The organism is Beutenbergia cavernae DSM 12333, from assembly GCF_000023105.1.
Lineage (GTDB): Bacteria > Actinomycetota > Actinomycetes > Actinomycetales > Beutenbergiaceae > Beutenbergia > Beutenbergia cavernae.
The window spans coordinates 4,037,690-4,058,052 of sequence record NC_012669.1 but is presented as its reverse complement, the minus strand read 5'-3'; the positions used below and the strand labels follow the sequence as shown (position 1 = coordinate 4,058,052).

The following is a 20,363-nucleotide window of genomic DNA, read 5'->3' as shown; positions in this document are numbered from 1 at the left end:
GGCCGCGGGCGCCGGCTCCGGTCGGCCCGAGGGCCGCACGGTACGATGCACGCTCCGCAGACCGCGACCAAGGGGACCTCAGCATGGACCTGACCGCTCTCGGGATCATCGGCATCGTCCTCGCGATCCTGGTCCTCATCCTGCTCATCTGGGGCATCGCCACGTACAACTCGTTCGTGCGGCTGCGCAACCTCGTGCAGGAGGCGTGGCGGCAGATCGACGTCGAGCTGCACCGCCGGTACGACCTCATCCCGAACCTGGTCGAGACGGTCAAGGGCTACGCGGCGCACGAGCGCGCCGTCTTCGACGAGGTCACCCGCGCCCGCGCGCTGGCCGCCACGCCCGGCGCGACGCCCGGGCAGCAGGCGCAGCAGGAGAACGTCCTCGAGCAGGCGCTCGGGCGGCTGTTCGCCGTCGCCGAGGCGTACCCGCAGCTGCGCGCGGCCGAGAACTTCGCGCAGCTCCAGGCCGAGCTGACCAACACGGAGGACCGCATCGCGGCGGGCCGGCGGTTCTACAACGCGAACGTGCGCGAGCTCAACACCAAGGTGGAGTCGTTCCCGCCGTCGGTCATCGCCGGCATGTTCGGGTTCCGCCGCGCCGAGTACTTCGAGGCGAACGACCCGACCGTTCGTGCGCGGCCCAGCGTCTCGTTCCAGGACACGGCAGGGAACGTCGGTTCCTATGCGCCGACCCCGCCCCCGCCCGCCGGCCCGGGTGCGCCCGGCTACAGCACGGGTGGACCGAGCCATGGTGGGGAGCCTGGGTCGTTCCAGCCCGGCCAGGGCGGTGGCCAGCCCGGCTACCCGCGCTCGCAGCCGCCCCAGGGGTGAGCGGCCGCCCCAGGGGTGAGCGGCCGCCCCAGGGGTGAGCGGATGCGTCGGCGGCGTCATCGCCGTCGTCCTGACCGCCGGCGGGCAGCTCTCGTGGTAAGCAGTCGGTCGTGACGCACCCCCCGCCGAACCCGTACCTCCCTCCGCCTTCGGGGCTCCAGCCGCCGGCCGCTCCTCCGCCGGGAGCGGCGCCGGCGTGGACGCCTCCCGCGCTCGTCCGCGGTCCCGACGGCGTCGCGGTGATCGTGGCATCGCCCGAGAATCGCCGCAGGCTCATGGTCGTCGGCCCGGTTGTGCTCGTCCTCGCCGCCGTTCTCGGGCTCGGGCGGTTCGACACGGTCGGCGGCATCATCACGGTGGCGACGATCGTGATCGCGCTCGGGTTCGCGGTCTGGGTCGCCTGGCGGGCTCGGACGGTGGTGACGTACTCGACCGTCCAGCGTTCCGCGTTCGGCAGCGGCGGCCGGATCCACCAGCTGGCGGACGTGGGTGAGGTGGTCCTGTTCCAACGGGCGCAGTCGGGGCAGGCCGTGGCGCCACCGTTCCTCGTCGTGCGTGACCGCGCCGGGCGGCGGATGCTCGCCATGAGCTCGCCGCTGTGGTCGCCGGCGGACCTGCTGGCGCTCGCGTACGCGCTGACGCCGCAGCCCGCCGTCTACGCCGCTCCGATGCGGCCGCTCGACGTGGAGGCCCGCCACCCGGGCGCCATGCGGTTCCATGAGAAGCACCCGTGGTGGACGGCGTGGATCGTGGTCGGCGCCGTCGTGGTCGGGGCGACTCTGCTCGTGGTGGCCTCGTTCGTCATCTGACGGCTCCCGAGGAGGCGGGTCCGGCTCAGTCCCGTCGCACGAGGCTGACGAGGTCGCCGATCCCGTCGAAGACCTGCGTGGGACGGAAGGGGTAGCGCTCGATCTGCGTCACGTTCGTGGATCCGCTCAGCACCAGGTACGTGCGCAGGCCCGCCTCCATGCCGGCGACGACGTCGGTGTCCATCCGGTCGCCGATCATCGCCGTCGTCTCCGAGTGGGCGTCGATCCGGTTGAGCGCCGTCCGGATCATCACCGGGTTCGGCTTGCCGACGAAGTACGGCTCGCGGCCGGTCGCCTTCGTGATGAGGGCGGCGACGGCGCCGGTCGCCGGCAGCGGTCCGTGCGGTGACGGGCCGGTGGTGTCCGGGTTCGTCGCGATGAAGCGCGAGCCGGCCGCGATGAGCCGGATCGCCGTCGTGATCGCCTCGAACGAGTAGGTGCGCGTCTCGCCGAGGACCACGAAGTCCGGGTGCGCGGCAGTGAGGACGTAGCCGACCTCGTACAGCGCCGTCGTCAGTCCCGCCTCCCCGATCGCGTAGGCGCTCCCGCCCGGCGCCTGGGTGGCGAGGAACCGCGCCGTCGCGAGGGCCGACGTCCAGATCGCGTCCTCTGGCACGTCGATCCCGGTGGCCGCCAGGCGTGCTCGCAGGTCGCGCGGCGTGAAGATCGAGTTGTTCGTGAGCACCTGGAACGGCGTGCCGGTCTCGCGCAGGGCACCGATGAAGTCGGCGGCGCCCGGGAGCGCGTGGTCCTCGTGCACGAGCACGCCGTCCATGTCCGTGAGCCAGGCGGCGATCGGGTGGGACTCCATGTGCCCAGCGTAGGGACGCGGACGGCGTACGCCGCGCCGGGCCGGACGCCGCCGAAGTCCGACCCGGAGACCCGGCGGGAGGGAAGTGTCGGCGCCGTACGTCACTGATCCGCTGAGTGGATCAGTGACGTAGGGCGTGCGGTGCGGCGGGCTACGTCGCTGATTCGCTGGGTGGATCAGTGACGTAGAGCGTGCGTGCGGTGGGCTACGTCGCTGATTCGCTGGGTGGATCAGTGACGTAGCCGGCCGGAAGCACCTCGGGCCCCCTCTCTGGATCGACGCCAGCGCCCGTGTCGGACCCCCGTGGAAGGGTTCACGATCCCGGCAATGTGACAGGGAAGGAGCACCGATGACCACGCCGTCGTGGAAGGTCTCACCGTTCAGGGCTGCCGAGTACGTGGTGCGCGTGAGGCGGCTCGCCGACGTGAGTCAACGCGAGCTCGCGGCCGCCGCGGGACTGTCGCAGCCGGTCGTGACACGCATCGAGAATGATGGACCGGTCGCTGTGGCGACCCTGGTGCGCATCCTCGACGTCGCGCGGCTGCGGTTGGCGGTCCTCGACGAGGACGGGCGCGAGGTGGCCCCGTTCCCGTCGGACGCGGTGCGGGACAATGCCGGCCGACGGTTTCCGGCGCACCTCGACGTCCAGCCTCCCGACGTCCTTCCGTACGAGGCGATCGCCTCCCCGAGGTACGACCGCAAGCCGCCCCGCGGTTGGTACCACCGCCGCGCCGCCCGCAACTTCCTGAGGACCGCTGCGGCCACGCCGCCCGACCACCCGACGGTCGGCGAGCTCGCCGACCGCGCTCTGCGGCGCGTCAGAGACCGAATGCCACCAGAGTTCGAGAGGCCGCTGCCGTTCCTGGGGACGGTGCAGGAGAGGCCCCGCGACGAGGCTGCCTGAGAATGACGACATGGAGCGTGACGACGAGTCGGGGCACGAGCGGCCGCAGGACCAGGAGCGCGAGGTCGGCGTCGGGCCGTGGCCGGGCGGGCGCGGCACCTGGCCCGACGATCCCCGGTACGACCCGGAGCTGCTCGCGCACGGCGACCGGCGCAACGTCGTCGACGCCTACCGGTACTGGCGCCTGCAGGCGATCGTCGCCGACCTCGACACCCGCCGGCACCCGTTCCACGTCGCGATCGAGAACCTGCGGCACGACCTCAACATCGGCTCCATCGTGCGCAGCGCCAACGCGTTCGGCGCCGCGCGGGTGCACGTGGTGGGCCGACGGCGGTGGAACCGTCGCGGCGCGATGGTCACCGACCGGTACCAGCACGTCGACCACCACGCCGACGCCGGCGCGCTCGCCGTCTGGGCCGAGCTGGCTGGCCTGCCGATCGTCGCGATCGACAACGTCCCCGGCTCGACGCCGCTCGAACGGGGCGGCCTGCCCCGGGCCTGCGTCCTGCTCTTCGGTCAGGAGGGTGCCGGCCTGACCGCCGACGCCCTCGAGGCGGCCGCCGAGGTGCGGCACATCACCCAGTTCGGCTCGACGCGCTCGGTGAACGCCGGCGCCGCAGCCGCCGTCGCGATGCACGCCTGGGTCCAGGAGCACGCGGACCCGAGCGCCTGGGCCTGAGGGACGAACGGCCCCCACGCCCATCGCCGTCGTCGTGCCAGACTTGGGCCGATACAGGTCCGTCACGGACACGCCGGAACACGAGGAGCACCCATGGCCATCGCCACCCCCGAGGTCTACGCCGAGATGATCGACCGCGCGAAGGCGGGCGTCTTCGCCTATCCCGCGGTCAACGTCACGTCGTCGCAGACCGTGACGGCGGCGCTCCAGGGTTTCGCCGAGGCCGAGAGCGACGGCATCATCCAGGTCTCGGTCGGCGGCGGGGAGTACGCCTCGGGCTCGACGATCAAGGACCGGGTCGCCGGTTCGCTGGCGCTCGCCGCCTACGCGCGCGAGGTCGCGAAGAGCTACCCCGTGACCATCGCCCTGCACACCGACCACTGCACGAAGCAGAACCTCGACTCCTGGGTGCGTCCCCTGCTGGCGATCGAGGCCGACGAGGTCAAGGCCGGCAAGAACCCCACCTTCCAGTCGCACATGTTCGACGGCTCGAACATCCCGCTGGAAGAGAACCTGGTCATCGCCGCCGAGCTCCTCGAGCTCTCCGCCGCGGCCCGCACGATCCTCGAGATCGAGGTCGGCGTCGTCGGTGGCGAGGAGGACGGCCACACCGCCGAGATCAACGACAAGCTCTACACCACCGTGGACGACGGGCTCGCGACCGTCCGCGCCCTCGGCGCCGGTGAGAAGGGGCGCTACCTCACGGCGCTCACGTTCGGGAACGTCCACGGCGTCTACAAGCCGGGAGCAGTCAAGCTCCGCCCGGAGATCCTCAAGGAGATCCAGGACGCCGTCGGCGCGGAGACCGGCACGGCCAAGCCGTTCGACCTCGTGTTCCACGGCGGCTCGGGCTCCACCGCCGAGGAGATCGCGGAGGCCGTCGACAACGGCGTCATCAAGATGAACATCGACACGGACACGCAGTACGCGTTCACGCGGCCCGTCGTCGGCCACATGTTCACCAGCTACGACGGCGTCCTCAAGATCGACGGCGAGGTCGGCAACAAGAAGGCGTACGACCCCCGCGCCTGGGGCAAGCTCGCCGAGGCCGGGATGGCCGCTCGGATCGTCGAGGCGTGCGAGCAGCTGCGCAGCGCGGGTCAGAAGATCCGCTGAGCCATCGGGCGGCCGCCCGCGGGAGGACCCGCGGGCGGCTCGTCGTGCTGCCCGGGTGCAACTGCCCCGTCGACGGACGCCGCAGCCCAGGCTCAGGCGACGGACGGTCCGGCGTCGCCGTCGGAGTCGGGGAAGCCCGGGTCGATGTCGAGCACGTCGACCATGTCGCCGATCCGTGTGACCTCCAGCAGGAACCGCACGACGTCGGGCGGCGAGATGATCGCCAGGCGACCAGGGGTCCGCGTCGCGACGCGCGCGAGGAGCGCGATCCCCGAGGAGTCCATGAAGGCGACCTGGGCGGCGTCGATCTCGGTCGGGTTGCCCGCGAGCTCCGCGCGCCCGACGGCGTCCGCGAGGTCGCCCGCGAGACTGACGTCGATCTCGCCGGCGAGCACGATGCGGGTGCGGTCGTCGGTCGTGCGCACGCGCACCGATCCGGGTTGCGACCCCGACACGGGTCCCGGGGGTGTGGTGTCCACGTACGGCCTCCTGCAGGGGTCGTCCGGCGCGGGCGGGGCCGGCTCCGGCCCACGCTAGAGGATGCTGGGCACCTGTGACGACCACCACACCCGCGTCGGGCGACGAGTTCACGCCCGAGGAGTTCTTCACGACCTTCGCCGCGAGCGACGTCGCGTTCTTCGTGCTCGACGTCGTCGACGGCGAGCCGAGGATCCCGTGGGTGAACCGCGGCTTCACCGAGCTGACCGGCCACGACCTCGACGCGCTGCGCCACGACGCGCGCGCGATCTTCAACGGGATGCCGGAGAAGTCGGCGCGGGACAGCTTCAAGCGCTCGGTCCTCGACGGCGACGGGCTGATGATCCGAGCCCTGTGCTACACGCGCGACGGCGCCCCGTTCTGGGGCCGGTTCGTCATCAGCCCGGTGCGGCCCGGCCGAGCGATCATCGCGCTGCGCGACATCACCGACGACATGCGGGCACTCGACGACGACGCGATGCTCTTCGTGACGGAGCGGCGGGTCCGTCTCGGCCTGGACGCGGTCTCGCGCGTGTCCGACCTGCTCATCGACGTCGAGGACGCCGGCACGCTGCGCGCCGTCACCCACCTGCTCTCCGGCGTCGTCGTGCGGTGGAGCGCCTTCTTCGCCGCCGACGGCGGGATGCACCCGATCGACGGGCTCGAGCCGTCGTCGTCGGACCGGCGCGGACGGTCGATCTGGCACGGGTCGCCCGATCCGGTGCTGCGGCTCCTCGAGGGCTCCAGGGTGGAGGAGATCGAGCTCTCCCTCGAGGAGGAACCGGCGCCGTTCACGGCCACCGGCGACCTCGTCACGGCCCTGCGCAGGCACGCTGACCTGCCCGACGACGTCACGAGCGTCGTCGTCCTGCCCGTCCTCGGGCGGGTGGAGAGTCTCGGCGTCATGGTGCTCGTCCCGCTCGAGGACGCCGACGGCCGGCACACCGTCGCGCGTCTGGTCGCGCGGCGGGTGGGGATGGCGATCGAGAACGCCCGCCTCCTGCAGCGCGAGCACCTCATGGCCGAGACGCTGCAGCGGGCGATGCTGCCGGAGCAGGCCGAGGTCACGGGCCTCGACGTGTGGACCTACTACTCCCCGAACGCGGAGCACGCCCAGGTCGGCGGCGACTGGTACGACGTGCTCTACGTGAACCCGGACACCGTCGGCGTGGTGGTGGGGGACGTCGTCGGGCACGACATGGAGGCGGCTGCGGCGATGGGCCAGCTGCGTTCCGTCGTCCGCTCCTACGCCTGCGAGCTGGTGGACCCCGGGACGGTGCTGTCGCGGGTCGACGACCTCGTGGCCAGCATGCGCCTGGCCCGGTCGGCGTCGCTCGTGTACGGGGCGCTCACCCCGGTCGATCAGGAGTCGGGCCGCTGGCGCTTCGACTACTCACGAGCGGGCCACATGCCGCCGCTCCTCGTCCGGGACGGTGAGGTGACGCAGCTCGACGGCGCCGCCGGGGTGCTCGTCGGGTTCGGTTCCGTGCGCCGCGCGACGGCGGGGGTCGACCTCGTCGCCGGCGACGTCCTGGTGTTCTACACGGACGGGCTCGTCGAGCGGCGCGCCCGGGCACTGCGGGCCGGCATCGCCGAGCTCGTCGAGACCTGCCGGACACTCGGGGCGAACGGCGCCGACGACGCCGCGGGCGTGGGGGAGGCGCTGCTCGCGGCGTTCGCCGAGGAGCCGGAGGACGACGTCGCGATCGTCGTCGTGCGCATCCCGCGGTGCGACCAGCGAGAGATCGACCCGGGCGTGCGCTCGTGGCGGATCGAGCTGGAGCCGGACGTGCGGTCCACCGCACGGGCTCGCGAGGCGGTCGTGCGCGTGTGCGACGAGTGGGGAGTCCGGGACGCCCCGGCGGCCGAGCTCGTCACGTCCGAGCTGGTCGCGAACGCCGTGATGCACGGGTGGGGCAGGGTGGCGCTCCGGCTGCGCGCGACGTCGTCAGGGCTGCGCGTCGAGGTCGAGGACGGCAACCCCACGCCACCGACGCTCCTCGGCGGTCACGCCAGCGGTCTCGGCGGGTTCGGCATGCAGATCGTGGAGCGGCTGGCGGACTGGGGCTGGCGCCCGTCCGGCCACGGCAAGGTCGTGTGGGCGCTCGTGCGCCCGCGCTCGGGCGAGGAGGACCCGCTGGCGGGACTTCGCGGGTGAGCTCAGCCGCGAAGCCGCGTCCCGCCGTCGCCCTCCTGCAGGCCCGGTTCGGGGTCGAGGCGGAAGAAGTCCAGCGCGCCGCAGGTCTCGAGCACGAACAGGACCCGTTCGTCGGCCCCGCGCAGGACCGCTGCGCCTCCGCGCTTGCGCGTGGCGTCAGCGAGCGAGATGAGGAACGCGGCGCCGGTGGAGTCGAGGAACGTGATCCGGCTCGCGTCGATGACGAGCAGCGGACGGCGGACGGCGCCGAGCTTCGCCGTCGCCGCATGGAACTGTGGGCGCGTGGAGAGGTCGAGATCGCCTTCGATCGTCACAGTTGTCGACGTCGCGGACGTGGAGATCTCGATCATCGCCTGGCTCCGGCTGGGGGGCGAGCCTGTCGAGCCCTGAGGCTAACGAGTCGGCGCGCTCCGTGCACAGAGCTGTGCACGGCGCGGCGCGGCGCGATGGAAGGATGGGGGGATGAGCGAGTCGCTGGGTGAACGGTTGTCGGTGGGTCCGGAGCAGACGCTGCTCCCGGCGGACCACCCGGACATGAGCGTGCGTGCCGAGCTGGGCGACGGCGCGGCAGACCCGCGGGTGGTCCGCGAGCTCGCGGCCCGCTTCCCGGCGTCGAGCCTCGCGTGGGCGCTGCTCGCCCGGGCGGAGCTCGCCGGTCTCGACGACGACGCCGCGCCGGGTGACGCCGTCGCCGCCTACGCGTACGCCCGGGTCGGGTACCACCGCGGCCTCGACGCGCTGCGCAAGGCCGGATGGCGCGGGCGCGGCCCCGTCCCGGTCTCTCACGTGCCGAACCAGGGCTTCCTGCTCGCGCTGCTGGCCCTCGGCGACGCCGCCGCGGCCATCGGCGAGACGGAGGAGGCGGAGCGGATCGTGGAGTTCCTCGCCGACTCCGACCCGACCGCCGCCGACATGCTCCGGTAGCGTCACCGTCGTCCACCCCGGCCCGGGCACCGCCCGGCCGCGACGTCCGAGAAGGGACACCCATGCCAGCAGTCGTCGTCGTCGGCGCCCAGTGGGGCGACGAGGGGAAGGGCAAGGCGACCGACCAGCTCGGCTCGCGGGTCGACTACGTCGTGAAGTTCAACGGCGGGAACAACGCCGGCCACACCGTCGTGATCGGCGACGAGAAGTACGCGCTCCACCTCCTGCCCTCGGGGATCCTCACGCCGGACGTGACGCCGGTGATCGGCAACGGCGTCGTCGTCGACCTCGAGGTGCTCTTCGAGGAGCTGCGCGACCTGAACACGCGCGGCGTGGACACGTCGCGGCTGCAGATCTCCGCGGGAGCGCACCTCATCCCGCCGTACAACCGCACGCTCGACAAGGTGACAGAACGCTTCCTCGGCAAGCGTCAGATCGGCACCACGGGGCGCGGGATCGGGCCGACGTACGCCGACAAGATGAGCCGCGTCGGGATCCGGGTGCAGGACCTCTTCGACGAGAAGATCCTCCGCGAGAAGGTCGAAGGCGCCCTCACGCTGAAGAACCAGATCCTCGTCAAGGTCTACAACCGCCGCGCCGTCACGATCGACGAGACGGTGGACGCGCTGCTCGAGTACGCCGATCGGGTCCGGCCGATGGTCGTGGACACGTCGCTGGTGCTCAACCAGGCGCTCGACCGGGGCGAGACGGTGCTGTTCGAGGCCGGCCAGGCGACCATGCTCGACGTCGACCACGGCACGTACCCGTTCGTGACGTCGTCGTCGGCCACGGCCGCCGGCGCGTGCACGGGGTCCGGGATCGGACCGACGCGCATCGACCGGGTGATCGGCGTCATCAAGGCGTACACGACCCGGGTGGGGGAAGGGCCGTTCCCGACCGAGCTCGACGGCGACGACGGCGAGTACCTGCGCAAGACCGGCGGCGAGTACGGCGTCACCACGGGACGTGCCCGCCGCACCGGGTGGTACGACGCGGTGATCGCGCGCTACGCGTCGCGCGTCAACGGGCTGACGGACTTCGTCCTCACGAAGCTCGACGTGCTGACGGGTCTCGAGAAGGTGCCGGTGGCCGTGGCGTATGACGTCGACGGCGAGCGGTTCGACGAGATGCCGCCCGACCAGAGCGCGTTCCACCACGCCACGCCGATCTACGAGTACCTGGACGGCTGGTGGGAGGACATCACGCACGCGCGGACGTTCGACGACCTGCCGGTCAACGCGCAGCGGTACGTGGAGCACCTCGAGTCGGTGTCCGGCACGCGGATCTCGGCGATCGGCGTCGGACCGGATCGCGAGGCCACGATCCCGCGGTACGACCTGCTCTCCGGCTGACTCGTGCGGCGGCTGGGTGCAGCTGGTGGCGAGATCGACCGCTACCCGCACCCGGCTCCGGGGTCGACCTGCGACGTGCAGAACCGCGGGAGAGGTCGTGCAGGTGTTGCGCCGACGGCGGTGGGCGTCCGTGTGGATCGTCACGGGGCGCGTACGGTGACGCCGCGCATCTCGCGCGTCCCCCTTGATCGTCGGAGTTCCCTTGTCCTTCCTCGCCGGGCTGAGTGCTGCCCAGAAGTTCCTTGCTGTCCTCGCGAGTGGCGCGGTCGTGGCGGCTGTGGCCGTCGTCGCGACGGCCTCGTCCGCTCCGGATGCGGCGACCGCCGTTGTCACCCGAATCGTCGACGGCGACACGGTCGACGTCGCCGTGGACGGCGAGGAGCGCCGTGTCCGGCTGCTCAACGTGGACACGCCGGAGAGCGTGGACCCGAACACCCCACCCGAGTGCCTAGGAGCGGAGGCGACGACGTACCTCGCCGACCTGCTGCCGATCGGCGCCGAGGTGACGCTCGAGTACGACCGTGAACGACAGGACTCCTACGGCCGGGATCTCGCCGGGGTGTTCCTGGACGGGACGCTGGTCAATGCAGAGATCGCTCGCGCAGGATTCGGTGCAGCCGTGCTGTACGAGCCGAACGACCGCTTCTACGACGACGTCCTCGCTGCGCAGGAAGAGGCGGCGGCCGCGCAGGTCGGGCTGTTCGACCCCGCGATCGAGTGCACCGTTCCGGCGCAGATGGCGGCGTTCACCTCGGCCGCCGAGTCGGTGCCGGCCACCCCGGCGGGGACCGACGTCGCGGCCCTCGAGCAACACGGTGCCGCGCTCGCGGCGGCTCTCGCGATCGGCGTCGGCCTGGGCGAGGTTCTCGACGGCGACCGCAGCGGCTTCCCGCTCCTGCCGTTTTCGGGTCGCCTCGACGCCATGCGCGAGGAGGTGTCCAGCCAGGTCGACCAGCTCGACGCCGATGCCGTGGCGAACGACGCTGCGATCACCGCGGAGCGGGACCGACTCGAGGCGGAGCGCGTCGCCGCGGAGGAGGCAGCGCGTCAGGCGGCGGAGGAAGAGGCGGCCCGCCAGGCTGCCGAAGAGCAGGCCCATCGCGACGCGGCCGCCGATGCGGAGCGTGAGGCGGAGAGCGGTTCCGGCGGCTCCGCACCCGCTCCGGCGCCCGCACCCGCCCCGGCGCCCGCACCAGACCCCGCGCCCGCGCCAGACCCGGGGTCAGGCGGCGGCTACGACGGATACACGGGTTGCCGCGCCTACGGCGGAGGCTACGTCCCGAACGCCGTCGACGAGCAGGGTCGCCCGTACACGAAGATCGACTGCGACACGCGTCAGCCGATCGGCTGACGCCGGGGTCCTGGGTCCGGGTCCGGGTCGCCGGCGCCTCGGTGCAGCTGGCGGCGGGATCGACCGCTACCCGCACCCGGCTCCGGGGTCGAGGCGACTCCGCCGCCGTCAGTCGGAGCGCCGCCGGAGCGTGAGCGACCCGAGCACGAGCACCCCGACGGTGAACGCCGCGAGGATCCCGACCTGCGCCAGGATGTCCGGCTCCGCCTGCGTGGACACCTCGGTGATCGCGTCGACGGCGTAGGACAGCGGGAGCGCGTTCGAGATGACCTCGAGGACGGGGGGCAGGTCGCCGCGCGGCACGAAGAGCCCGCACAGCAGCAGCTGCGGCACGAGGATCGCCGGCATGAACTGCACGGCCTGGAACTCGGTGCGCGCGAACGCGCTGACGAACAGGCCGAGCGCGACCCCCAGCACAGCGTCGAGGGCCGCCACGCCGAGAAGCAGGAAGAACGGCCCGGCCGGGTCGAAGTCGAGGGCGCCGATGAGCAGCGCCGACACGGCTGCCGCCTGCACCACCGCGACGAGCCCGAACGCCAGCGCGTACCCGCCGATGAGGCCGCCCCGCGAGAGGGGGAGCGTGAGGAGGCGCTCGAGCGTGCCGGTCGTCCGCTCCCGGAGCGTCGCGACCGAGGTGATGAGGAACATGATGAGCAGCGGGAACATCGCGAGCAGCGCCGGGGCGGCCGCCGTGAAGATCTGCTCACCGCCGGGGGAGTCCTGGAACATCCACCAGAGCAGCGTCATGAGCAGGCACGGGACGACGAGCACCATGCCGATCGTGCGGGGGTCGTGCCGCAGCTGACGCAGCACCCTGGTAGATGTCGCGATCATGCGGCGTGCCTCCCGCCCTGGACCAGCGCGAGGAACGCGTCCTCGACCGACGGCGTCCCGGTCGCGGCGCGCAGCCCCTCCGGACTGTCGTCGGCGAGGATCCGGCCGTCGCGGACGAGGACGAGGCGGTCGCAGCGCTGCGCCTCATCCATGACGTGGCTGGACACGAGCAACGTGTGACCCTCGGCCGCGAGCTCCGCGAAGAGCGTCCACAGGGAGTCCCGGAGCACGGGGTCCAGGCCGACGGTCGGCTCGTCGAGCACGAGCAGCGGGGGTGAACCGAGCAGCGCCGCGGCGAGCGTGACCCGCGAGTGCTGCCCGCCGGAGAGGCGCGACGTGAGTCGGTCCCGCATGCTCACGAGGTCGACGCGGGCGAGCGCCCGGTCCACCTCGCCCGCGACGTCCGTCAGCCGGAGCACCGACGCGAAGTAGCGCAGGTTCTCGCCGACGGTGAGGTCGGCGTAGACGCTCGGGTCCTGCGTCCGATAGCCGATGAGGCGGCGCAGCTCGGGGTGCCCGGCGGCCCGCCCGAGCACCGTCACGGAACCCGTGACGTGCGCCTGCACGCCCATGATCGTGCGCATGATCGTCGTCTTGCCGGCCCCGGACGGCCCGAGCAGTCCGGTGATGGAACCCGCGGGGATCGCGAGGTCCACTCCGTGCAGCACGTGAGTCCCGCTCCTGGTGACGTCGACGCCCTCGAGCGCCACCGCCGTCGTCGCCCCGCTCGAATTCACCATGTGATGAATTATGAGAGGGGGCGACGACGGCGTCAAGCGGTCTCCCGTTCGGGCGCCCTGGAGTGCGGGTCAGGCGTCCCGGGGTGCACGCCGCTCACGTGCGAAGGAGCGCCTCCTCCGCGACGGAGCGCCGCTCGACGGCGAGGCCGGCGCGGTCCGCGTGCCGGTCCAGCTCGTGCCACGCCTCGTCGGGCAGGTTGACGGCAACGACGCGCGTCGCGCCCACGCGCGCGGCAGCCTCCAGCAGTGCTTCGAGGCCGAGGTGGTTGACGAGCAGGTCGTCCCGCCCGGTGAGCACCACGGTGTCCGGTCGGCGCACCGGCGACCGCCGCATCGCCGTCGCGACGGCGAGCCGCCCTGCGATGGGCGAGACGAGGTGCTGGGGCAGGGTGACGACGAGCATCTGTCGCTTCATGGTCGTAGTCATGGGTGTCCTCCTTCCGGACACGGTTCGGCCAGCCCCGGGCGGGGCTGGGTGTTTGGGGTTGCGCGACCGGACGGCGGCGCCGGACGCGGTGGATCGACGAGCGTACGGAGCGGGGCGCCGTCCAGGCGAGGTGATTTCCGCCGTCGGGCGCGCTGTCAGGGTGCGAGGTAGCGCTGCACGGAAGGCGCGACGGCGGCGACGAGCTCCTCGACCGGTGTCGAGGCGAGCGGCTCCACGGCGATCAGGTAGCGCAGGACGGCGATCCCGACGAGGTGGGAGACGGCGAGCTCGACACGCCGCCCGTCGAGTCCCGCCTCGTGCTCCGCCAGCGGCAGCATCACCTGCTGGATGAACCCGGCGAGCAGTCCCGCGCCAGACCCTGCGCTCAGCGCGGAGCGCAGGAGGGCCAGGAACGGCTCGCGCCCCGACGGGTCCTCCCACACGCCGAAGAACGTGCGGGTCATGCGCTCGCCGCGCTCCGCGACCGGTCCGTCGAGAATCGAGCGGACGATCATCCGAGGGTCGAAGGGCAGCTCGAGCGCGGCCGTGAACAGCGAACGCTTCGTGCCGAAGTAGTGGTGCACGAGGGCCGGGTCGACGCCGGCCCGAGCTGCTACGGCCCGGACGGTCACGCCGGAGGGCGAGCGTTCCGCGAGAAGCTGACGTGCGGCGTCGAGAATCTCGCCGCGCGTGTCCGGGGTGCCCGGCCGGCGTCCCGTGCGCTTCGCCGGGGCGTCCGCCGGCTCGGGGCGGGCGCTGCTCGACATGCCGTTCAGAGTAGACGTCACGGGCTCCGCGGTGATGGGCTGGGGTGCGCCCGGCGTCGGGCACCGGAAGGAGAACCATGGAGTACCGCCTGCTCGGTCGGAGCGGCGCCGCCGTGTCGTCGCTCGCCCTCGGCACGATGACGTTCGGACGGGAGACCGACGAGGCCGGGTCGCACGCGCAGCTCGACGAGTACGTGTCCGCCGGGGGCAACCTCGTCGACACGGCCGACGTCTACTCGGGCACCGAGTCCGAGTCGATCATCGGGCGCTGGCTCGCGGCACGCGGGGCGGCCGCGCGCGACGACCTCGTGATCGCGACCAAGGGCCGCTTCCCCACGCACGGCGACCCGAACGCTCTCGGTCTCTCGCGCAAGCACCTCACGCAGGCGCTCGACGCCTCGTTGCGCCGCCTGCAGACGGAGACGATCGACCTGTACCAGGTGCACGCCTGGGACGCGCTGACTCCGCTCGAGGAGACGGTGCGCACGCTCGACGATGCCGCCCGCGCCGGGAAGATCCGGTACTGGGGCCTGTCGAACTACACGGCCTGGCAGCTCACGAAGGCGCACGACCTGGCGACGACGCGGGGCTGGCTGGCGCCCGTGACGCTGCAGCCGCAGTACAACCTGCTCGTCCGCGGGATCGAGGCCGAGATCGTCGCCGCGGTGCAGGACGCCGGGATGGGTCTGCTGCCGTGGTCGCCGCTGGCCGGGGGCTGGCTCACCGGCAAGTACTCGCGCGACGAGCCGCCCGCCGGGGCGTCGCGCCTCGGTGAGGACCCCGAGCGGGGCATGGAGGCGTACGCGAAGCGCAGCGCCCAGGAGCGGACGTGGCGGGTCATCGACGCCGTCCGCTCCGTCGCCGACTCGGTGGGTGCCACTCCCGCGCAGGTGGCGCTCGCGTGGCTGCTCGGACGGCCCGCCGTCACGTCGGTGATCCTGGGCGCTCGCACGCTGGAGCAGCTCCGAGGGAGCCTGGCCGTCGTCGACGTCGTGCTCTCGGACGAGCAGGTTCGGGCGCTCGACGACGCCAGCGACCCCGGCTTCGACGACTACCCGTACGGCCCGGCCGGGGAGAACCAGCGCTCGCGGCGGATCGACGGCGGACGCTGAGTCGGGTGTGACGCGGCTCGGGCTGGGGCGGATCGCGCGCCGCTCGCTCGCCGCGGGCGGGGTCGCGGTCAGCTCTCGGCGGAGGTCCCGACGTCCGCGCCCACGGCCGGCAGCCCGTCGATGCTCGTCGCGTTGCGCTCGCGCCGGTAGGCCTCGAAGTACTCCGGTGTCCGGCGTTCGTGGGAGCGGTCCAGGATGTCGCGGTCCGCCACGAAGTCCAGGACCGGCACGGCGAAGCCGCAGGAGTCCGACACGCGGGTGACGTCGACGACGACGATCCCGCGCTGCCCCAGCTCACGTTCCTTCGGGAACGCGGTCCTGAGCTCGGCGAACTCGGTCGTGCCGGCCTCGACGTACCGGCCCCGACCGTGCAGCCGCACGATCTTCGGCGGGCCGGAGAACGCGCAGAACATGAGCACGATGCGCCCGTTCTCCCGCAGGTGGGCGGCTGTCTCGGCGCCGGACGCCGTGTAGTCGAGGTAGGCGGCGCGATGCGGTCCGAGGACGGCGAACGTCCCCGCCATGCCCTTCGGCGAGAGGTTGACGTGGCCGTCGCCGTCGAGCGGTGCCGTCGCGACGAAGAAGACGGGCTGGGCCTCGACGAACGCGGTGAGGCGGTCGGTGATCTCTTCGTAGACGTGGGCCACGGCGCCAGTCTGGCAGGACTGTGGTCGTGGGCCGGTTCGGGGCGGGGTGCCTCTCGGCGACGGCGGGGCTTCGGGTGGTCTGATGCGCGACGGCGGCGGGCCGCGTGGTCATCGGATGGTGTCCGTCGGGCGGTACGGATCGCGACGGCGATGCCGTGGTCGGATGGCTGAGTCGGTGGCTCAGGTGGTCTACGGATCGCTGCGGAGTCGGTGGCATGCGACTTGCGTCGGTGGGCAGGTGTGTGGTGGCGACCGGATGGCGGGGTCGGGGGTCAGGTGGTGCTCGGTCGTCGTCGGTCTGGTGCTGTCCGGTTCGGGGCGGCGGCGGTCTGTCCCGCCGTTTGGGCGATGCGGGACCGCGTCCGCCCGTCGTCAGGATCGTTCACGGAGTTCCGAACTCATGTGGGACCTGTGGATAGACCTCCGCGATGTCGGAGCCTCCTGCGATAATCGATCACATGTACGAGTCGCCAGGCCAGGGTGGAGAGGCGGTCGCGCCGCGCGTGCTCGAGGCTGGCGTCAACCCGCTCGCCGAGGTGCGAGAGCCAGGTGAGCTGCGCGAGGAGCAGGCGCGTGAGGCTGGTCAGCTGCGCGCGGAGCAGCCGCGTGCAGACCTAGGTTCCGAGCCGGCGTCGACGTCCGTGCCCGGGATGGGCGAGGCGGCTCGCAGGATGCTCGTCTCCGAGCTTGACGCGTTGCTGTCGATGGACGGTCTGGCGGAGTTCGAGGATGGCGTGCCGCTGTCCGACGCCGAGGTGCTCGACGTGATCGCGGCCTGGTCGGCGTTCGAAGCACGCGCCGCTGCTGCCAAGCGGGCGTGGGCCGGAGCTCTCGGTCGGCGTGCGTCGATGATCCCGGACTGGCGTGCGCTGGGCCGGCCGATCAACGTGCCGAGCGTGGCCGGTGACGAGATCGCCGTGCGACTCGGGATCTCGCGGCCGAGTGCCGCCCGGCTGGTCGGGGAGGGCAGCCTCTTCTGCCGCGAGTTCGCGGCGGTCGGGGAGGCGCTGCGCGACGGCCTCATCGATGCGGGCAAAGCGCGTGAGTTCGTCGACGCACTTCAGGATCAGGATCTGCCCGTCACGCTCGCGGTGATCGACGAGGTCCTGCCTCAAGCTCCCGTGCTGGCGCTGCGCCAGCTCGCGGCGGCGATCCAGCGGGCGGTCGTCCGGGTCGATCCGGAGCGCGCGTCGGAACGTCACGAGCGAGCCGCTACTCGTCGTCGGCTCCACCGGCCGCGCCTCCTGCCCGACGGCATGGCGCGACTCTCCGCGGTCCTGACCGCGGCCCAGGCCGCGAGCGTCTATGCAGCATGCGAGGGAGCGGCCCGGGCGGCACGTGCTGCTGGAGACGCGCGCACGCTCGAGCAGCTGCGAGCCGATGCACTCTCCGCGATGGGAGCGAGTGCGCTGGCCCAGGGCCGCATCGGGCCGGCCGACCCGGGGCCAGTTGTCCCTCCCGCGGCGACGGAGGTTGAGCCGGCAGCCGCGTCAGGGGTTGCACAGGGCGAGCTCCCGGCGGCGACGCCGGGATCTGCGGGGGTCGCGGCGGTGGCGGAGTCGGGATCGGCGGGGGTCGCGCCGGTGGCGGAGTCGGGATCGGCGGGAGTTGCGCCGGTGGCGGAGTCGGGATCGGCAGAGGTCGCGCCGGCGCCGGCGCCGGTATCTGCGGTGGCTGAGGTGACGGCGGCGTCCGCCTCTGCGGAGGTCGAGCCGGCAGGGGCGTCCGCCTCTGCGGAGGGTGAGTCGTCCGCCGCGCCCGCTCCGGCGGCCGGGGACCCGCCCGCGCTGACAGCGGAGGCAGCGACCTCGCCCGCGCCACCGCCACCGCCCGCGCCAGCGCCGTCGCCTGTGCCTGCGCCTCGGACCGGTGCACAGCGCGGCTTCGTGGCCGCGGAGAGGTTCACGTTCTCGGGTCCGGCTGCGGTCCTCACGCGCGATCTCCCGGTGGCCGTGCTGCGGCACGAGCCGCAGCGTGGCCCGGCGGTGGACATCGCCGACGAGCTCGAGGAGCTCCTCGCCGACGGGCGAGGTGCCCCGGTCGGGCAGGTCGAGGAGCGTGCCGCGCCGGGGACATCACACGGCGCCGACCGACCTGAACCGGGCGAGCCCCGCGAGTTGGCCCCGTCCGGCGATCCGGGGGCCGCGTCCGCCTGCCCGCTCGCGGACGCTGCGGAGATCGTGGGCTACGGGGCGGTCGATCCGGCGACGGCGCGGATGCTCGCCGTCCAGCCGGGTATCCGGGTCGTGGTCCGGGATCCCGAGGAGGAGGCACGTCGACGCACCAGTGCGATGCCGCTCTCCCCGACTCCGTGGGATGCGGGTCGAGTGCAGCACGATCCGCCGGCGGCACTCGCTCGATACGTGCGGCTCCGGGACCCGACGTGCGTCGCCCCGGGATGCTCGGTGTCGTCCGCGTCGTGCGACCTCGATCATGTGATCGAGTTCCCGCTGGGGCCGACGGATGCCTGGAACCTGCGCCCCCTGTGCCGGCGGCACCATCTGCTCAAGACCCATGCGGGCCACGAGCTCACCGTCGAGCCCGACGGATCGACGACGTGGATCACGGCCCTGGGCCAGGTCCGCCGTCGTGCCGTCGACGGGTCGTGGGAGTCTCGGCTCGACGCCCGGGCTCAGCCGCGGAGGGTCTGGGACACAGACAGGAGGCTCGGGGCAAGCGAGGCTGCGTGACGTACCGACCGAGCCGGGAGACTGAGACCGAGACCCGGGCGGGTCGGTTCAGGTCGGCAGGTAGGTCCGGGGTGGATGCGTGCGCGGCGGGGCCGGATGCGCGGGGGTGGCTTGTGGGGCCGCGCGGATCGTTCAGCTCGGCAGGTAGGTCCGGGGCGGGTGGGTGCGTGGCTGGGCCGGATGTCCTGCGGGCTGGGCGGGTCGGTTCAGGTCGGCAGGTAGGTCCGGGGTGGATGGGTGCGCGCCACGAGGGCACGAAGGTCCTCCAAGGAGACGCGGGTCGTCCCGGAGCTCGCGTCGTGGGACCCGGGCCGCAGCGCCTCGAGCGCACCGGGCCGCAGCGCCTCGAGCGCACCGAGCGCCCGCGCCTGCACGAGTGCGTTCCCGAGCGCCGTCGCCTCCACCGGGCCGGCGAGCACGGGCAGCCCGGTCCGCTCGGCCGTGAGCCGGCACAGGAGCGCGTTGCGGACCCCGCCCCCGACGACGTGCACCACCTCGACCGCCCGACCCGTGACCCGGGCGGCGTCGGCGATCACCCGCGCGTACGCCGTCGCCAGCGCCTCGCAGATCGCCCGCACGTACTCCGCTCGCGACCGCGGCGTCTCCTGCCCCGTCTCGCGGCAGACGGCGTCGATGAGCGCGGGCACGTCGCCGCCGGGGAGGAATCGGGGATCGTCGGCGTCGAAGGCAGGGACGCCGTCGCCGTCGATCAGCTCCGCCTCCGCGAGCAGGCGCGGAAGGTCGGATGCCGAGTCGTCGTCGCCGTCGGCCGCCCGCCACGTACGCACCGACTCGCTGAGCAGCCACAGACCCATGACGTTGTGCAGGAACCGGACCCGGCCGTCCACGCCCAGCTCGTTCGTGAAGCCTGCTTCGCGCGCCTCGTCCGTGAGCACCGGCGCCTCCAGCTCGACGCCGACGAGCGACCACGTGCCCGAGGAGATGTAGGCAGCGCGCGCCGGGTCCCGCATCGGCACGGCGACGACGGCGGATGCCGTGTCGTGCGAGCCGACGGCCACCACCGTGACGCCATTGCCCGCGCCGAGCTCCGCGGCGACCTCCGGCCGCAGCGGTCCCAGGACGGTCCCTGGGTCGACGGGCGGGGGCAGAAGACCGGCCGGAACGTCGAGCCGGGCCGCGAGGTCGGTGTCCCACTCCCGTGAGCGCGCACCCAGCAGACCCGTGGTCGAGGCGTTCGTCCGTTCCGCTGCCCGGACCCCGGTCAGCCACCACGCGAACAGGTCGGGCAGCAGCAGCAGCCCGTCGGCACCCGCGAGCGCCCCCTCGAGGCGATCGGCGGTCAGCTGGTACGCCGTCGTGAACGGCAGGTGCTGCAGCCCGTTCGCGGCGAACAGCTCGGCGAACGGCACCAGCTCGTGGGCGGCGTCGACGGCGTCGGCGGTCCGCTGGTCGCGGTAGTGGAACGGCGCCCCGATCAGGCGACCCGCGCGCAGCAGCGCGTAGTCCACCGCCCAGCCGTCGATCCCGACGGACCGCACCGCCGGCTCGCTTCGGAGCGCCGACGCGACGCCGTCGAGCACGTTCCGGTACAGCCCCAGCGTGTCCCAGTGGAGTCCGCTCGGCAGTGCGACCGGGCGGTTGTCGAAGCGGGAGACCTCCTCGAGCGCGAGCTCGTCGGCCCCGACCCGGGCGAGCATGACCCGTCCGCTGCTCGCCCCGAGGTCGACGGCGACCACACTGACGGCGTCGCCCGGGAGCCCACCCATCGCCG

20 protein-coding genes are annotated in these 20,363 nt (G+C 72.8%); 11 read left to right on the top strand and 9 right to left on the bottom strand.

Annotated features, from left to right (window positions below; all coding sequences use genetic code 11):
* The first annotated feature begins 83 nt into the window (after window positions 1-83).
* Both BCAV_RS18375 and BCAV_RS18370 read left to right on the top strand, forming a co-directional pair.
* Entirely contained in the window at window positions 84-833 is a 750-nt protein-coding gene (locus tag BCAV_RS18375) for a LemA family protein (protein ID WP_015884124.1), read from the top strand.
* 110 nt (window positions 834-943) lie between these two features.
* Window positions 944-1,642, top strand: a complete 699-nt coding sequence (locus BCAV_RS18370; RefSeq protein ID WP_144016822.1) for a hypothetical protein — start codon at window positions 944-946, stop codon at window positions 1,640-1,642.
* 25 nt (window positions 1,643-1,667) lie between these two features.
* Here the strand turns inward: BCAV_RS18370 and BCAV_RS18365 are convergent, their stop codons facing one another.
* Window positions 1,668-2,453 (bottom strand): HAD-IIA family hydrolase, encoded by a 786-nt coding sequence (locus BCAV_RS18365; RefSeq protein ID WP_015884122.1) that lies wholly within the window; start codon window positions 2,451-2,453, stop codon window positions 1,668-1,670.
* 349 nt (window positions 2,454-2,802) lie between these two features.
* On the opposite strand from BCAV_RS18365, the gene BCAV_RS21815 reads away from it, so the two are divergent.
* The 3 genes from BCAV_RS21815 to fbaA all read left to right on the top strand — a co-directional run bounded on the left by BCAV_RS21815 (window position 2,803) and on the right by fbaA (window position 5,152).
* Entirely contained in the window at window positions 2,803-3,357 is a 555-nt protein-coding gene (locus BCAV_RS21815) for a helix-turn-helix domain-containing protein (RefSeq protein WP_015884121.1), read from the top strand.
* A gap of 10 nt (window positions 3,358-3,367) precedes the next feature.
* Window positions 3,368-4,036 (top strand): TrmH family RNA methyltransferase, encoded by a 669-nt coding sequence (locus BCAV_RS18355; RefSeq protein WP_015884120.1) that lies wholly within the window; start codon window positions 3,368-3,370, stop codon window positions 4,034-4,036.
* Between the two features lie 93 nt (window positions 4,037-4,129).
* Entirely contained in the window at window positions 4,130-5,152 is a 1,023-nt protein-coding gene (gene fbaA / locus BCAV_RS18350) for a class II fructose-bisphosphate aldolase (protein ID WP_015884119.1), read from the top strand.
* Window positions 5,153-5,244: 92 nt separating this feature from the next.
* Here the strand turns inward: fbaA and BCAV_RS18345 are convergent, their stop codons facing one another.
* Window positions 5,245-5,631, bottom strand: a complete 387-nt coding sequence (locus BCAV_RS18345; RefSeq protein ID WP_015884118.1) for an STAS domain-containing protein — start codon at window positions 5,629-5,631, stop codon at window positions 5,245-5,247.
* Window positions 5,632-5,705: 74 nt separating this feature from the next.
* Here BCAV_RS18345 and BCAV_RS18340 point away from each other — a divergent pair, with 74 nt between their 5' ends.
* Window positions 5,706-7,787 carry an ATP-binding SpoIIE family protein phosphatase gene (locus BCAV_RS18340; RefSeq protein WP_015884117.1) on the top strand — a complete coding sequence of 694 codons (2,082 nt, stop codon included), beginning with the start codon at window positions 5,706-5,708 and terminating at the stop codon, window positions 7,785-7,787.
* Window positions 7,788-7,789: 2 nt separating this feature from the next.
* Here the strand turns inward: BCAV_RS18340 and BCAV_RS18335 are convergent, their stop codons facing one another.
* The gene (locus BCAV_RS18335) at window positions 7,790-8,137 is read right to left on the bottom strand and encodes an STAS domain-containing protein (protein ID WP_015884116.1); all 348 of its coding nucleotides are present in this window, start codon (window positions 8,135-8,137) and stop codon (window positions 7,790-7,792) included.
* A gap of 112 nt (window positions 8,138-8,249) precedes the next feature.
* Here BCAV_RS18335 and BCAV_RS18330 point away from each other — a divergent pair, with 112 nt between their 5' ends.
* From BCAV_RS18330 to BCAV_RS22570, 3 genes are all read left to right on the top strand, one after another.
* A complete protein-coding gene (locus BCAV_RS18330) occupies window positions 8,250-8,711 on the top strand; it encodes a DUF3151 domain-containing protein (protein ID WP_015884115.1) in 462 nt (153 codons plus the stop codon).
* A gap of 62 nt (window positions 8,712-8,773) precedes the next feature.
* Window positions 8,774-10,063 (top strand): adenylosuccinate synthase, encoded by a 1,290-nt coding sequence (locus tag BCAV_RS18325; RefSeq protein ID WP_015884114.1) that lies wholly within the window; start codon window positions 8,774-8,776, stop codon window positions 10,061-10,063.
* 202 nt (window positions 10,064-10,265) lie between these two features.
* Window positions 10,266-11,414, top strand: coding sequence for a thermonuclease family protein (locus BCAV_RS22570; RefSeq protein WP_015884113.1), 1,149 nt, complete (start codon window positions 10,266-10,268; stop codon window positions 11,412-11,414).
* A gap of 108 nt (window positions 11,415-11,522) precedes the next feature.
* Here BCAV_RS22570 and BCAV_RS18310 read toward each other — a convergent pair whose 3' ends face one another.
* The 4 genes from BCAV_RS18310 to BCAV_RS18295 all read right to left on the bottom strand — a co-directional run bounded on the left by BCAV_RS18310 (window position 11,523) and on the right by BCAV_RS18295 (window position 14,182).
* The gene (locus BCAV_RS18310) at window positions 11,523-12,248 is read right to left on the bottom strand and encodes an ABC transporter permease (RefSeq protein WP_015884112.1); all 726 of its coding nucleotides are present in this window, start codon (window positions 12,246-12,248) and stop codon (window positions 11,523-11,525) included.
* A complete protein-coding gene (locus BCAV_RS18305) occupies window positions 12,245-12,988 on the bottom strand; it encodes an ABC transporter ATP-binding protein (protein WP_015884111.1) in 744 nt (247 codons plus the stop codon). Before BCAV_RS18305 ends, BCAV_RS18310 begins: the two co-directional genes overlap by 4 nt.
* Window positions 12,989-13,082: 94 nt before the next feature.
* Window positions 13,083-13,415, bottom strand: a complete 333-nt coding sequence (locus BCAV_RS18300) for a hypothetical protein (RefSeq protein WP_015884110.1) — start codon at window positions 13,413-13,415, stop codon at window positions 13,083-13,085.
* Between the two features lie 155 nt (window positions 13,416-13,570).
* Window positions 13,571-14,182, bottom strand: a complete 612-nt coding sequence (locus BCAV_RS18295; protein ID WP_015884109.1) for a TetR/AcrR family transcriptional regulator — start codon at window positions 14,180-14,182, stop codon at window positions 13,571-13,573.
* A 77-nt stretch (window positions 14,183-14,259) separates the two neighbouring features.
* On the opposite strand from BCAV_RS18295, the gene BCAV_RS18290 reads away from it, so the two are divergent.
* Window positions 14,260-15,294, top strand: a complete 1,035-nt coding sequence (locus BCAV_RS18290; protein WP_015884108.1) for an aldo/keto reductase — start codon at window positions 14,260-14,262, stop codon at window positions 15,292-15,294.
* A 68-nt stretch (window positions 15,295-15,362) separates the two neighbouring features.
* On the opposite strand, the gene BCAV_RS18285 is transcribed toward BCAV_RS18290, so the two are convergent.
* Entirely contained in the window at window positions 15,363-15,941 is a 579-nt protein-coding gene (locus BCAV_RS18285; protein WP_015884107.1) for a pyridoxamine 5'-phosphate oxidase family protein, read from the bottom strand.
* A 458-nt stretch (window positions 15,942-16,399) separates the two neighbouring features.
* Between BCAV_RS18285 and BCAV_RS18280 the strand changes: the two genes are divergently transcribed.
* Complete coding sequence (locus BCAV_RS18280; RefSeq protein ID WP_015884106.1) at window positions 16,400-18,631, top strand: HNH endonuclease signature motif containing protein; 2,232 nt, start codon at window positions 16,400-16,402, stop codon at window positions 18,629-18,631.
* A 206-nt stretch (window positions 18,632-18,837) separates the two neighbouring features.
* Here BCAV_RS18280 and BCAV_RS18275 read toward each other — a convergent pair whose 3' ends face one another.
* Window positions 18,838-20,358 carry a rhamnulokinase gene (locus tag BCAV_RS18275; RefSeq protein WP_015884105.1) on the bottom strand — a complete coding sequence of 507 codons (1,521 nt, stop codon included), beginning with the start codon at window positions 20,356-20,358 and terminating at the stop codon, window positions 18,838-18,840.
* Window positions 20,359-20,363: the final 5 nt, after the last annotated feature.

Bases quoted from the DNA above. Each gene is read 5' to 3' on its own strand.
- BCAV_RS18375 (WP_015884124.1), top strand. From the start codon at position 84: ATGGACCTGACCGCTCTCGGGATCATCGGCATCGTCCTCGCGATCCTG.
- BCAV_RS18365 (WP_015884122.1), bottom strand. From the start codon at position 2,453: ATGGAGTCCCACCCGATCGCCGCCTGGCTCACGGACATGGACGGCGTG.
- BCAV_RS21815 (WP_015884121.1), top strand. From the start codon at position 2,803: ATGACCACGCCGTCGTGGAAGGTCTCACCGTTCAGGGCTGCCGAGTAC.
- BCAV_RS18355 (WP_015884120.1), top strand. From the start codon at position 3,368: ATGGAGCGTGACGACGAGTCGGGGCACGAGCGGCCGCAGGACCAGGAG.
- fbaA (WP_015884119.1), top strand. From the start codon at position 4,130: ATGGCCATCGCCACCCCCGAGGTCTACGCCGAGATGATCGACCGCGCG.
- BCAV_RS18335 (WP_015884116.1), bottom strand. From the start codon at position 8,137: ATGATCGAGATCTCCACGTCCGCGACGTCGACAACTGTGACGATCGAA.
- BCAV_RS18330 (WP_015884115.1), top strand. From the start codon at position 8,250: ATGAGCGAGTCGCTGGGTGAACGGTTGTCGGTGGGTCCGGAGCAGACG.
- BCAV_RS18325 (WP_015884114.1), top strand. From the start codon at position 8,774: ATGCCAGCAGTCGTCGTCGTCGGCGCCCAGTGGGGCGACGAGGGGAAG.
- BCAV_RS18310 (WP_015884112.1), bottom strand. From the start codon at position 12,248: ATGATCGCGACATCTACCAGGGTGCTGCGTCAGCTGCGGCACGACCCC.
- BCAV_RS18305 (WP_015884111.1), bottom strand. From the start codon at position 12,988: ATGGTGAATTCGAGCGGGGCGACGACGGCGGTGGCGCTCGAGGGCGTC.
- BCAV_RS18300 (WP_015884110.1), bottom strand. From the start codon at position 13,415: ATGACTACGACCATGAAGCGACAGATGCTCGTCGTCACCCTGCCCCAG.
- BCAV_RS18295 (WP_015884109.1), bottom strand. From the start codon at position 14,182: ATGTCGAGCAGCGCCCGCCCCGAGCCGGCGGACGCCCCGGCGAAGCGC.
- BCAV_RS18290 (WP_015884108.1), top strand. From the start codon at position 14,260: ATGGAGTACCGCCTGCTCGGTCGGAGCGGCGCCGCCGTGTCGTCGCTC.
- BCAV_RS18280 (WP_015884106.1), top strand. From the start codon at position 16,400: ATGTACGAGTCGCCAGGCCAGGGTGGAGAGGCGGTCGCGCCGCGCGTG.
- BCAV_RS18275 (WP_015884105.1), bottom strand. From the start codon at position 20,358: ATGGGTGGGCTCCCGGGCGACGCCGTCAGTGTGGTCGCCGTCGACCTC.